Source organism: Octadecabacter sp. SW4 (assembly GCF_008065155.1).
Taxonomy (GTDB): Bacteria; Pseudomonadota; Alphaproteobacteria; order Rhodobacterales; family Rhodobacteraceae; genus SW4.
In genome coordinates, this window is record NZ_CP042819.1 from 1,073,434 (window position 1) to 1,086,301 (window position 12,868).

Annotated in this window: 12 protein-coding genes and 1 pseudogene; 6 read left to right on the forward strand and 7 right to left on the reverse strand. The window is 61.2% G+C overall.

Going from position 1 to position 12,868, the window contains the following annotated elements; all coding sequences use genetic code 11:
* Positions 1-36: 36 nt before the first annotated feature.
* Positions 37-1,803 (reverse strand): alpha/beta fold hydrolase, encoded by a 1,767-nt coding sequence (locus FTO60_RS05390; RefSeq protein ID WP_148055003.1) that lies wholly within the window; start codon positions 1,801-1,803, stop codon positions 37-39.
* 201 nt (positions 1,804-2,004) lie between these two features.
* On the opposite strand from FTO60_RS05390, the pseudogene FTO60_RS05395 reads away from it, so the two are divergent.
* Positions 2,005-3,668 (forward strand): annotated as a pseudogene (locus FTO60_RS05395) (chloride channel protein).
* On the opposite strand, the gene FTO60_RS05400 reads toward FTO60_RS05395, so the two are convergent.
* The 6 genes from FTO60_RS05400 to cobS all read right to left on the reverse strand — a co-directional run bounded on the left by FTO60_RS05400 (position 3,665) and on the right by cobS (position 9,721).
* Complete coding sequence (locus tag FTO60_RS05400) at positions 3,665-4,006, reverse strand: DUF427 domain-containing protein (protein WP_148055004.1); 342 nt, start codon at positions 4,004-4,006, stop codon at positions 3,665-3,667. The pseudogene FTO60_RS05395 and the gene FTO60_RS05400 sit on opposite strands and share 4 nt — an antisense overlap.
* Before the next feature lie 28 nt (positions 4,007-4,034).
* Positions 4,035-5,837, reverse strand: coding sequence for an aminopeptidase P family protein (locus FTO60_RS05405; protein WP_148055005.1), 1,803 nt, complete (start codon positions 5,835-5,837; stop codon positions 4,035-4,037).
* A gap of 2 nt (positions 5,838-5,839) precedes the next feature.
* A complete protein-coding gene (locus FTO60_RS05410) occupies positions 5,840-6,496 on the reverse strand; it encodes a hypothetical protein (protein WP_148055006.1) in 657 nt (218 codons plus the stop codon).
* A 2-nt stretch (positions 6,497-6,498) separates the two neighbouring features.
* On the reverse strand, positions 6,499-6,723 hold the full coding sequence (locus FTO60_RS05415) for a DUF2188 domain-containing protein (protein WP_148055007.1): 225 nt from the start codon (positions 6,721-6,723) through the stop codon (positions 6,499-6,501).
* Between the two features lie 92 nt (positions 6,724-6,815).
* The gene (cobT, locus tag FTO60_RS05420; RefSeq protein WP_148055008.1) at positions 6,816-8,687 is read right to left on the reverse strand and encodes a cobaltochelatase subunit CobT; all 1,872 of its coding nucleotides are present in this window, start codon (positions 8,685-8,687) and stop codon (positions 6,816-6,818) included.
* Positions 8,688-8,734: 47 nt separating this feature from the next.
* A complete protein-coding gene (cobS, locus tag FTO60_RS05425; protein ID WP_148055009.1) occupies positions 8,735-9,721 on the reverse strand; it encodes a cobaltochelatase subunit CobS in 987 nt (328 codons plus the stop codon).
* A 130-nt stretch (positions 9,722-9,851) separates the two neighbouring features.
* Between cobS and FTO60_RS05430 the strand changes: the two genes are divergently transcribed.
* The 5 genes from FTO60_RS05430 (at position 9,852) to FTO60_RS05450 (ending at position 12,854) form a co-directional block, all read left to right on the forward strand.
* Positions 9,852-10,394 carry a sigma-70 family RNA polymerase sigma factor gene (locus FTO60_RS05430; protein ID WP_148055010.1) on the forward strand — a complete coding sequence of 181 codons (543 nt, stop codon included), beginning with the start codon at positions 9,852-9,854 and terminating at the stop codon, positions 10,392-10,394.
* Positions 10,391-11,071 carry an anti-sigma factor gene (locus tag FTO60_RS05435; protein ID WP_148055011.1) on the forward strand — a complete coding sequence of 227 codons (681 nt, stop codon included), beginning with the start codon at positions 10,391-10,393 and terminating at the stop codon, positions 11,069-11,071. Before FTO60_RS05430 ends, FTO60_RS05435 begins: the two co-directional genes overlap by 4 nt.
* An 89-nt stretch (positions 11,072-11,160) precedes the next feature.
* Positions 11,161-11,721, forward strand: coding sequence for a fasciclin domain-containing protein (locus FTO60_RS05440; protein ID WP_148055012.1), 561 nt, complete (start codon positions 11,161-11,163; stop codon positions 11,719-11,721).
* Positions 11,722-11,824: 103 nt separating this feature from the next.
* Complete coding sequence (msrB, locus tag FTO60_RS05445) at positions 11,825-12,283, forward strand: peptide-methionine (R)-S-oxide reductase MsrB (protein WP_148055013.1); 459 nt, start codon at positions 11,825-11,827, stop codon at positions 12,281-12,283.
* A 106-nt stretch (positions 12,284-12,389) separates the two neighbouring features.
* Entirely contained in the window at positions 12,390-12,854 is a 465-nt protein-coding gene (locus FTO60_RS05450; RefSeq protein WP_148055014.1) for a hypothetical protein, read from the forward strand.
* Positions 12,855-12,868 lie beyond the last annotated feature (14 nt).

Sequence of the window (12,868 nt, forward strand, 5' to 3'; positions counted from 1 at the left end):
TGCGGGGCGTCTTACCCCATTTGGGGTAAGCCACGGTTAACCCTCTTGAAATTCCTCGATTAAAGGCAGGACATCGCGCCATTTCAGGAAAAACAGCAACTGCCCGGCGTCCGGATAGATACGAAAATCGATCCAGTCGTGATCGTTTTGATACTCGGCCAGGGTCGCGGGCGGCACCTGCGGGTCTTGCAACCCGTTCAGGAATATCACCGGCACCGAGCCGCGCAGCGCCGCGACTTCGGCCGCCCAGTTCGTGGTCTCATGGGCGATCACCTCGCGCGAGAACGCATCATGGGCCGAATGCCCCTCTGATAGCGCGACTTCGGAACCACAGACGATTGCCTCGTAGACTTCCTCGATCCCAAAGGTCGCCACATCCGCCGGCGATTTGCCGTAAACGGCATTGACGAAACCGCGCTTGCCCAGCTTGCGCGCAAGGGCAAACCCCGCCTTGACCATGAACGGCAGCAGGTGCGGCGTATAGCGCGCGCCCGCCAGAATAAAGCGGTGCCATTTGTCCATGCGTTCGTATTGTTCGGCCCGCGTGAGGGGCAGTACACCCGCACAACAGATCAATCCCGTCAGCCGTTCGGGATAGGCGGCGTGAAAGGCGATGGCGATGAAACTGTCGCCGCCCAAAGTGACCAGCGGCAGGCGGTCAATCCCCAGATGATCAAGCAGCGCGCGCATGTCATCGGCCAGTTGCACCACATAGGGCACACCCTTGGGCAGCGGGGTCGACTGCCCATACCCGGGCCGCACCGGCACGATAATCTTGATGCCCCGGCGCGCGGCCTCGGCCTCGGCACTGGCGGGCCAGCGCACCAGCCCGTAATCCAGCGGAAAGAAAAAACAGGGCTTGCCCGCCGGATCGCCAAGGATCAGATAGTCAAGGCGGCGCCCATCGGCCGTTTTCATTGTCTGGAACGGGCGCGGTTCAAGCGTATCAAAGCCCTGAGATGTTTCCGACGTGCGCGCCGCTGCATCCTCGGAAAACTGGGCGATGTCCATCGTAGAAAGGGTCAGGCGCACCAGTTCGGACTGGCTGCGCGTTTCGGTCTTGCCCATCACCGATTTCAACTGCGCGCGGATCGTATCAATGCTGCGCTCGCGCGCATCCGCGATATCGCTCAGGGATTGGCCAAGGGTCAGGGCGCGCACCACCTCGATTTCGGCGGGCGACAGATCAAAAGCGGTGTGCAGCATATCGCCAAAGGCGGCAGGCCATTGCACTTGCGAGCTGAGCAGGATCACGAAAGGAGGCTGGTCCGCGGGGGTCACGAACCGTAGGTGCACGACCATCAGCCGGTCAGTTTCGGCCATCCGCAACCTCAGAATCACCGGTTCATGCGCGTTGCCATTGATCAACCGGTCGGCCTGTGCGGTCAGCATCGCCGCTTCGCCCGCCGCCAGCGGTAATTCACGCAGATGCGCGCCGCTGGTCACACCAAACACCTGCGCCGCCGCAGCGTTGACGGCAATCAGGCGCAGGGACTTATCCACAGCCAGCGCCGCCGTCTGCCGGATCTGGGCAATCATCGCCTGTGGCGTGTCGTTTTGTGATTCAGCGATAAAGCGGTCCAGCACCTTGTCCGCGCGCAGAAAATGCCCGGTGAACGCATCAACCCCAAGGGCTGGCGCGCCGCTATCGTTGGCGGTCGCGGCGCGCTGCGGGGCGATCATCGCTTCCCAGTGGTCCAGCAATTCCTCATAGCGCATCGGATTGACCGCCACCTCGTAAAGGCGATCAATCACCCCGCTATCATCGGGATCGTCTTTTGGTGTGTCGCGGTCAGAAGTCATTTTAGCAGCATTCACTTCCCTAGGGTCATTCTAACGCTAGCAATCGGAAAAAGCGAACAAATCTCTGCGCCGCGCCAATCGGGCAAAGATATGACCGTTTCACACCGCATCCCCCTTGCCCTTTGGTGTGATACGGCCATGCTAGGCGCCAAACCGTCGGGACGGGCAAGGGGATCAATGGCCAAGCAGAACGAACACTGGATGGTGCGGGCGCGGGCCGAACTGCGCAATTCCTTGTCCGATGGGTGGCACCTGGTGCGCACGCGCGGCCCCTCGCAGATACAGTTCTGGTTCATCGCGCTTGTCATCGGGATCGCGGCAGGCGTTGCGGCGGTGTTGTTTCGTTTTGGCATCGAAAGGCTGCAAGCGCTGCTTTACGGCACCAACGATGTGACCCGCCTGCACAATTTCGCGGCCTCGCTGGAGTGGTATTGGGTGCTGGCCATCCCGATTAGCGGCGGGCTGGTGGTTGGTATTCTGCTGGACCGCTTTACCGATGATGCGCGGGTGCGCTCAGTTGCCGATGTGATCGAAGGCGCGGCCCTGAATGATGGTCGGGTCGAGGTGCGGCGCGGTGCCGTGTCAGCACTTGCCAGCTTTATCACCCTGTCATCGGGGGGATCGACGGGGCGCGAAGGTCCGGTTGTGCATCTCGCGGCCGTGGTTTCGACGATGATCTGCCGCCTGATCCGCGCTGACGGGATTACCGGGCGCGATCTGTTGGGCTGCGCTGTGGCCGCCGCCGTGTCTGCCAGTTTCAACGCCCCCATCGCGGGGGCGCTTTTCGCGCTCGAGGTGATCCTGCGCCACTTTGCCGTGCACGCCTTTGCGCCCATCGTGATTGCAAGCGTCACCGGCACGATCATCAGTCGCATGGCGCTTGGCGATGTTACCGAATTTATCCTGCCTGTGGGCAATACGCTGTCGTTCTATGTCGAACTCCCCGCCTTTTTGTTACTGGGCCTGCTGTGCGGGCTGGTCGCCGTGATCTTGATGCGGGCGATTTTCTGGGCCGATGATATCGCCAATTACGTGCAGGACCGCACCGGGTTGCCACGGGGGCTGCGCCCAGCGGTGGCGGGGGCCTTGCTGGGCGGGTTGGCGATCTATTTCCCGCATATCATTGGCGTCGGCTACGGGACGACATCCGAAGCTTTGACCGGGCAGTTGCTGTTCCAGGAGGCGGTTATTTTTGTCTGCCTCAAGATCATCGCCGTGGCGATCACCATGGGCGGGCGCATGGGCGGGGGGATATTCTCGCCCTCGTTGTTGGTCGGGGCGCTGACGGGGCTGGCCTTTGGCATTGTCGCCACGTCGATCTTTCCCGACGTGTCAGGTGAACAGACACTTTATGCGCTGGCGGGCATGGGGGCGGTGGCGGCGGCCGTGTTGGGCGCGCCGATTTCCACGACACTGATCGTGTTTGAAATGACCGGGGATTGGCAAACCGGGCTGGCGGTGATGGTGGCGGTATCGATGTCGACCTCGCTGTCGTCGCGACTTGTGGATCGTTCATTCTTTTTGACCATGCTGGAACGGCAGGGCATTCGTCTGGCCGCTGGTCCGCAGGCCTATTTGCTGGCTACTTTCAAGGTCGCATCGGTCATGCGCGCCAAAGATGCCAAACGCGCCGCCCCGAGGACCGCTGTTGGGACTTGATCGGGGAAGGCACCTATATCGACGGTAACGCCACGCTGGAACAGGCCATGCCGATTTTTGAGGCGACCAATGCGACCTATATTCCGGTGGTGACACTGGGGGGCGAAGACAGCCCGCCCGAGCTTTGGGGTGCATTGTTTCAGGTCGATGCGCTGCGGGCAATGAACCGCGCCTTGGCTGACAGGTCAGCCGAAGAACATTCCTAGATCTGTTCGACCGCGACCTTGTTGCCATAAAACGCCAGGTGGCCGGCGATTGCGGCCACGTCCGCATGCGGGGCCTCGTAGGACCAGGCCGCATCCTTGATCGTGCCGCTTTTGGCTTCGATATCAAAATATGTTGCCAGCCCCTTATGGGGGCAGGAGGACGTGGTGTCTGACGGATCAAGGAACGCCATCGCGATATCCTCGCGCGGGATATAGACCACGGCGGGATAGCTGCCCTCGGTCAGTTCCAGCGCGCGGATGGTTTCCCCCAGAACGGCCCCGCCAGCACGCACGACAAAGGTGCCTTTTGCAGGCCTGATCTTGATATGGTCGCTCATGGGTCCCCCGAATGCTGTTGCGCATTGATTACAGGGGCGCACAGGCCTTGTCGAGCCACGCAAATGCCGCACCATCCACGCGCGGGCCAATCAGGGTCAGTGTCTTGGCGTGATAGTCATCAAGCCAGGCGCGCTCGTCCAGCGTCAGCATCGCCGCGTCGATCAGACGGCGATCAATCGGCACATAGGTGAGGGTGTCAAAGGCCAGCATCGCGCGGTCGTCGCCCCCTTTTAGGGCGGGCGCATCCACCACCGTGATCAGGTTCTCGATGCGGATGCCAAATTCACCCTCGCGGTAATAGCCCGGCTCGTTTGACAGGATCATGCCCGGTTCCAGCGGCACAGGCGCGGCGCGGCGCGAAATGCCTTGCGGACCTTCGTGAACGCTCAGGTAGGCACCGACGCCGTGACCGGTGCCGTGGTCGTAATCCTGCCCCGCCAGCCACAGCGGATAGCGCGCCAAAGCGTCCAGATGCGCACCCGTCACGCCCGTCGGAAAGCGCGCGCGGCTGATCGCGATCATCCCCTGCAAGACCCGTGTGAAACAGGCGCGCTGGTCCTTCGTGGGCGCGCCAATAGCCATTGTGCGGGTGATATCCGTGGTGCCGTCGATATATTGGCCGCCGCTGTCGACCAGCAACACTTCGCCCGGGCGCACAGGGCGGTTCGTAGAGTCAGTCACACGGTAATGCACGATCGCGCCGTGTTCGCCCGCGCCGCTGATCGTTTCAAAACTGATGTCCAGCAGCGCGTTGGTGGCGCGGCGGAACCCTTCCAGTGCCTTGACCACATCAATTTCCGTCAGGCCGCCCTTTGGCGCCTTTGCGTCGAGCCAGGCCAGGAAATTTACCATTGCCGCACCGTCACGCAGATGGGCCGCGCGCGCCCCGGCGATTTCCGCCACGGTCTTGATCGCCTTGGGCAGAAGGCAGGGATCATCCCTGTGGATCACCTTGGTCCCCGCCTGTTCCAGCGTATCGGCCACGATCTGCGGCGCCGATTTCGGGTCAATCTGCACGGGGCCTTGCAGGGCCGCCAGCGCGCCTAGAAAAGCGCCCTCATCTTGCACGTTCACGTCTGGCCCAAGGTGTTGCGCAATCCCGTCCGCCTTGCCCGCGCGCGCGAACAGATCAACCTGACCACTGGCATGAACCACGGCAAAGGCCTGCGGAACCGGGTTGCGCTCCACATCCGTGCCACGAATATTGAGCAGCCAGGCGATGCTGTCAGGCAGGGTCAGCACAGCCGACGTTGCCCCGGCCTTGGTCAGGGCTTCTGCAATCTCGGCGCGTTTGGTCGCGTGGGATTTTCCAGCCAGATCATCGGGGTAGGCGGTAAAGGCGGCACCGGGTGGGGCAGGGCGATCATCCCAGATTTCATCGACAAGATTGGTGGTCGCGACAATCTGGATGGCCGTGGTGGCAAGATCCTTGCGCAGGGCGTCGATCTCGCGCGTGGTATGCAGCCACGGATCAAACCCGATTTTGGCACCGTCACCCAGGTGGTCACTCAGCCAGTCGGCCAGCTTCACTTCGGGCCAATGCACGGGCGTGAACACATCGGCCACCTGATCGCGCACCTGCACACGGTAGCGCCCGTCGATGAACACCCCCGCGACATTAGGCAGGACACAGGCAAACCCCGCCGATCCGGTAAAGCCCGTCAGCCAAGCAAGGCGGGCATCGCCGGGGGCAACGTATTCCCCCTGATGGGCATCGGCGCGGGGCACCAGAAACCCCTGCACCCGCTGCGCCGCCATCGCCGCGCGCAACGCCGCAAGACGCGGCGGACCTTGTTTTGGAGAGGCGCTGTCGGCAAAGGTCTGGAACATGGCTAACCTCGGTGGGGTGATTTTGGGCGTAGGTATTGCACTGGCTTGCCCTGGGAAATCCAGATTCGGATCGACTCCAGCAATTCAAAGGTCGGGTATTCCTGAATGTCGTCGTCGCTGTAACCTTCGTCAAGCAGGCGCTCGTAATGCCATTCTTGAAAGGTTACATACTGTCCAAGAAGCGCCGCAGGACCGGGGGCTTTGATCTCGGCTTCACTGCGCAACCAGTCGCGCACAATTCGGATCGCCTTTTCATAGTCGCCTGCATGCGCCTTGATGTCCGACCCTGAAATATCTGACAGCGCTGCCTGAAAGCGATAGCGTTCCTCTTCGAGGATCAGGAAACGTTTTCCAAGGTGATCACCGCCAAGATATTGGCGACAGCCATAATCAATCCCCAACTCAAAAGGCATGTTCAACCGGAACATCTCGCCCTTTTTCTGGGCAATGCAGCGGCTAAGATCGTGGATCGAAAAGCGGCTCTGTTCGATCAATTCCTTGATCTTGTCCAGACGCGTTTCACCAGAGTCGTTCCGTTCCGTGGCCAGTCGCGGCTCAAGGCCGAGGGTCATAACTGTAAAGATGATCGCCTGAAGGAGCGGCGCAAAGTCTTCATCGAATGGGCAGTTGATAAAGACGTTGCGGTCAAATTCATGCATCCCTAGCCTTTGGGAGGATAGGGGTCTCGGCCATAGCTGTCGCGTGCGCGAATACGGCCATCACGGCCATGAATATAAAGCTCGGTATGTTGGTTGCGGGCGCGTTCGCGTGCAACTTCAATCGCCTCGCCTTGTGTCTCGTAGGTATTCGAGGCGCGGTCTGACCCAGCCTTGCGCACACTCCACCGTCCCCCGTTGGGAACGACGTGCTGTCCTTTGGTCGCCATCGAATTCTCCTTCTGCCCCTTCTATTCAATTTAGCCAAATCAGCCCTGATTTCAAGATAATACTCTGTCGCATTGGCGTGATCTGACCCCGGCTAACCGACCTTTTTCATTCCCAGAACGCGTGCGCGTTTGCGTGGGTCGCTGTCAAACAGTGACGCCAGTTGTTCGGTCATCGCGCCGGCCAGTTGTTCCACATCTGTGATCGTCACGGCGCGGTCATAATAGCGGGTCACGTCATGGCCGATGCCAATCGCGATCAGTTCCACCATCTTGCGTTTCTCGACCAGCGCGATCACGTCGCGCAGGTGTTTTTCCAGATAATTCGCGGGGTTAACGGACAAAGTTGAATCGTCTACCGGCGCGCCATCGCTGATCACCATCAGCACCTTGCGGGCCTCGCGGCGCGCAGCCATGCGCCGGTGCGCCCATTCCAGCGCCTCGCCGTCGATGTTTTCCTTCAGCAGGCCCTCTTTCATCATCAGGCCCAGATTGTCGCGGGCGCGCCGCCACGGGGCATCGGCACTTTTGTAGATGATATGGCGCAGATCGTTGAGGCGACCGGGCTGTTGCGGACGACCATCGGCCAACCACGCCTCGCGGCTTGAGCCACCCTTCCATGCGCGGGTGGTGAAACCCAAAATCTCGACCTTGACCTGACAGCGTTCCAGCGTGCGGGCCAGAACATCCGCACAGATCGCTGCAATCGAAATCGGACGACCCCGCATCGAACCGGAGTTATCCAGCAGCAACGTCACGCAGGTATCGCGAAATTCGGTGTCCTTTTCGACCTTGAAAGACAGGGGTGTCGTCGGGTTTGCAACCACACGGGCAAGGCGGCCTGCGTCCAGTATCCCTTCCTCGCGGTCAAATTCCCAAGACCGGTTTTGCTGCGCCTGAAGGCGGCGCTGCAACTTATTGGCAAGGCGCGACACGGCCCCCTTCAAGGGTTCGAGCTGCTGATCCAGATAGGCGCGCAGCCGTTCCAGTTCTGCCGGTTCGGCCAAGTCCTCGGCACCAATTTCTTCATCGAAATCAGATTTGTAGACGGCATAGTTCGGGTCGGCATCCGACACTGGCTGGGGGGCAGGCGGATCAAGAGGCGCTTCGCCCTCGGGCATTTCGGTCTCGTCGGCCATTTCCTCATCGGCAAGGTCATCCATCGACACCTGCGCCTGGGATGCGTCCTGCTGTTCGTCTTGCGACTGTTCGGGGCTGGCCTCGGCTTCTTCGTCCTCGCCATCATCATCGCCGGTGCTGTCGGGCTGTTCTTCTTCCTCTTGGCTTTGATCGGCCTGATCTTCGTCGTCACCGCTGTCAGGGTCGTCGCCCAACTGGTCGCCATACCCCAGATCCTCGATCATCTGGCGGACGAATTTGGCAAAGGCCTGCTGGTCGCCAAGGGTGTCTTCCAAAGCATTCAGCGTGCCGCCCGCCTGACCCTCGATAAAGTCGCGCCACAGGCCCATGATATTGTCGGCGCCCTTGGGGAGATCGCGGCCCGTGGCCAGATGGCGGATCAGGTAGCCAGCGGCGGTGGCCAGTGGTGCTTCGGCCTTGTCGCGGATCTGGTCATAGCCCTTGCGCGCGGCCTCGTTGCCGATCTTGGCGTCGATATTGCCAGCCGTGCCGGGCATATGGCGCGCGCCCACGGCCTCGACCCGCGCGGTTTCCATCGCATCGTAAAGGTCGCGGGCCATCTGCCCCTGGGGCATGTATTTCGCGGCGATCTTGGGGTCGTGGAATTTGTGGCGCAGGGCAAATGCATCTGCGGTGCCACGGGCCAACAGCACCTCGTCGCGGGTCATACGGCGTGTCACCTGCGGCAGGCGGATCGTTTCCGCCGTCTGCCCCGCCGGATCAACCGAATAGCTGACCGTCAGTTCAGGATCGTCCGCCATGACCTTGGTCGCCTCGGCGAGGGCCTTTTTGAACGGATCAGCAGGGTTGTCGGTTGGTTTGTTCACATCATCCGCCATTCAACGGGTAAGCTGGGTCCTGACCCAGCTTACGATTAACCAAGGCTCAAGCTCGCCGCACTTTCCGGCAGTTCCTCGTCAAAACAGCGCTGGTAGAATTCCGCCACAGTCTGGCGCTCCAATTCGTCGCATTTGTTCAGGAAGCTTAAACGGAAGGCATAGCCGACGTCCTGGAAAATTCGTGCGTTTTCGGCCCATGCGATCACGGTGCGCGGCGACATCACGGTGGACAGATCGCCATTCATGAACGCGGTGCGCGTCAGGTCGGCCACAGTCACCATCTGTGATACCGTCTTGCGGCCCTTGTCGGTGTTGAACGTCGGCGCCTTGGACAGCACAATCGCGGTTTCGGCGTCATGGGACAGATAGTTCAGCGTCGCGACCAGCGACCAGCGGTCCATCTGCGCCTGGTTGATCTGCTGGGTGCCGTGATAAAGGCCCGTAGTGTCGCCCAGACCCACGGTGTTGGCGGTGGCGAACAGGCGGAAGTATTTGTGCGGCGTGATGATCTCGTTCTGGTCCATCAGGGTCAGTTTGCCATCGGTTTCCAGCACGCGCTGGATCACGAACATCACATCGGCGCGGCCCGCGTCATATTCATCAAACACCAGCGCCACAGGGTTGCGCAGCGCCCAAGGCAGGATGCCTTCGTGGAATTCGGTGATCTGCTTGCCATCGCGCAGCTTGATCGCGTCCTTGCCGATCAGGTCAATCCGGCTGATGTGGCTATCAAGGTTCACGCGCACCGTGGGCCAGTTCAGCCGCGCGCCGACCTGTTCGATATGCGTGGATTTGCCGGTGCCGTGGTAGCCCTGCACCATGACGCGGCGGTTATAGCCATAGCCGGCAAGGATCGCCAACGTCGTATCGGGATCGAACTTGTAGGTCGGATCAATGACGGGCACACGGTCACTGGGTTCGGCAAAGCCTTTGATTTTCATGTCGGTGTCGATGCCGAACACCTCGCGGACCGAGAAATCCTCGGTGGGTTTTGCATGCATGTCGGTGTTGCCGTCGGCCATCACAGGTGCCTTTCAAATCTTCGGGATGCGCGTGGTTTCGGGATGCAACATATCGCGCTGGCCTGCAAGGGGAAGGGGGGTGTTGCCTTTTGCGCCGGATGCGCGATGTTACCCCTTGAAGGAGCGGCGCGTGACCACACCGCAAGACATCGAACACCTGATCGCCCGCGTCGCCCTTGGCGAACGTGCGGCCTTTGATGCGCTCTATGCGGCGACGTCGGCGAAACTTTTTGGCATTTGCCTGCGTGTCTTGGGTAATCGCGCCGAGGCCGAGGATGCCTTGCAGGAGGTTTATGTCAAGATATGGAACAAGGCCGACCGCTATCAGATCAATGGGTTCAGCCCGATGACATGGCTGATTACCCTGTCGCGCAACCACGCGATAGACCGCCTGCGCGCGCGCCGTGATCGCGGAGCAGGCATGGATGAAGCCGCTGAAATACCCGACGCCGCGCCCGGCCCCGAGGATTTGGCGATTGCGTCGGACGAGGCCGGGCGCGTGGCCGCCTGCATGAAAGAACTGCCCCCCGACCGGGCCGAGGCCGTGCGCCGCGCCTATCTGGAAGGGGAAACCTATCAGGAGTTGGCCGATCGCTATGCCCAGCCCCTGAATACGATCCGCACATGGCTGCGCCGCAGTCTGTTGAAACTAAGGGAATGTCTGTCCACATGACACAACCGTTTGACATGGAAGAAGGCCGCATTCTGGCCGCCGAGTATGCCCTTGGGCTGCTTGACGATGCTCAAGCGCGCGCGTTCGAAGAGGCCATGTCAACCAACCCCGATCTGCGCGATGAATACGCCGATTGGGCCACGGCCTTTTCGGCGGTGACCGATGGGATCGCGCCCGTCGTGCCGCCGGTGTCGGCCAAGACGGCCATTGATACGGTGCTGTTTGGCAAACCGCGCAGCCTGTGGCAGCGCATCGGCGTGATGCCGGCCCTGCTGGGGGCTGCGGCGGCGGCGTTGTTCCTGTTTGCCGTTGTCAATCTGGGGCTTTTGGCACCCGCACCCGGGCCGACATACACGGCCGACATCGCCGCCGAGGATCACAGCCTGGTTGTCACCGCCAGCTTTGACGACACCTCGCGCACCCTGCGCATCAATCGCGCGGCAGGTGCGGCCCGCGATGGCCGCGTGCTGGAACTGTGGCTGATTGCCGGGGACAACGCGCCGGTATCGCTGGGCGTTCTGCCCGATGCGGCCACGGGCGATATCATCGTGCCCGCTGATCTGGTGGCCGCCCTTGATGGTGGGGTTCTGGCGATCAGTGATGAACCCCTGGGCGGCTCGCCCACTGGCGCGCCTACCGGTGATGTGCTGGCCGTTGGCTCGATCACGGCCCTGTGATCAGCTAATCTGAAACTCCTGTCAGCGCGGCCCCGTGTCTTCGGGGTAATTCGGGCAAAACCGCCCGAAACAACCACAGGAGAGACACTATGATCCGCACAACAGTTCTTGCCGCCACCACATCCCTGACACTGGCCGGTATGGCCTTTGCCGAGGCCCACGCCGCCAATCCGATGGTCGGTGGTGCCGAAATGATGGCCGAGATGGATATCATCGCCAACGCGATGAATTCGCCGATCCACACCACGCTCGTTGCTGCCGTTGCGCAGGCCGGTCTGGTTGAAACGCTGCAGGGCGATGGCCCGTTCACCGTCTTTGCCCCCACCGACGAAGCCTTCGGGATGATTTCCGATGAAACGCTCGGGGCCTTGATGATGGATGAAAACAAGGCGCAGTTGACGCAAATCCTGACCTGCCATGTGGTTGGTGGCGACGCGATGTCGGGCGCGATTGCAGGGATGATCGCCGATGAAGGTGGCGCATACCCCGTCGAGACCCTGGGCGGCTGCACATTGACGGCCGAAATGGACGGTGACGACATTACGTTGACGGATGAAAACGGCCGTCTGGCCACCGTCACCATCGCCGATGTCAAACAGTCCAACGGTGTTATCCATGTGATCGACCGCGTGTTGCTGCCCAAGCAATAAGCAAGGGCGCTATCACCTGACCATCACATGATCGTGCGCCGCCCCACTTTGTCTGTCCCCGGGGCGGCGCATTTTGTTAAATTCCGAAAGAGAGGAGAAATACATGAAACGCCGCACATTTGCCCTTGCCGCTCTGGCCGCGCCTTTTGCGCCTGCGGCGGCATTTGCCCAATCCTTCGAGGTGACCCGCACCGAGGCCGAATGGCGCGCGATGCTGACCGATCTGCAATACCGCGTCATGCGCGAAGACGCCACCGAGCGGGCGTTTTCCAGCCCGTTGGACAAACTGTATGATGCAGGCACCTATGTCTGCCGGGGCTGTGATCTGCCGCTTTATTCCAGCGAAACGAAATACGACAGCGGCACCGGTTGGCCCAGTTTTTACGCCAGCCTGCCGGGTGCAATCGGCACCAAGCCTGACCGCAGGCTTTTCGTCACCCGCACCGAATGCCACTGTCGGCGTTGCGGGAGCCACCTTGGGCATATCTTTGATGATGGCCCCGCGCCCACGGGCAAACGCCACTGCCTGAACGGGGCGTCGCTGGTCTTCCGCGCCGCCTGATTTACTGAAAACCTGCACGACCTTTCGGGGCGGCTGCACAGATCGTGCGCCGCCCCTTTGCATTTGCCCTGCTAGCCAAGGGAAAATGCGAATGGAAAGGGACGGTATGACATATCAAAAGAAACGGGTGCTGCTGGCAGCGCTGTTGATCGGGCTGACGGGCGGTTGCGTCGGCGTTGTCATGGAGGTCATTCGCGCAACCCCCACGATGCGCGCCGAATGGTTGCCGGGGCAGGGGTGGCTCGTGCCGCTTGTCGCATTCCCGGGGGCAGCACTGGCGGGCGCGTTGTGCACATGGTCTTTCGGTCGGGCCGGACCTGCGGGTTGGTTTTGGGCGTTGGGCGGCGCAGTGATGACGACGATCTTGGGAGGGGCGCTTGGCGGGACGTTTCTGATGGCCGGGATTGGCACGGTGATGGGGGCGGCAACGGTTGTCGCTTACCTTGTACAGTTCCCGTTATTATTGTCGGTTTGGCTGGCATTGATGGCCTGCACCCACCTTATTTTACGCCTTTATCTGCCGCGCCTGTCCTCGGAACGGAAACAGAGCATTTCCCATCCAGCGCCCTGATGCCACGTTGATGC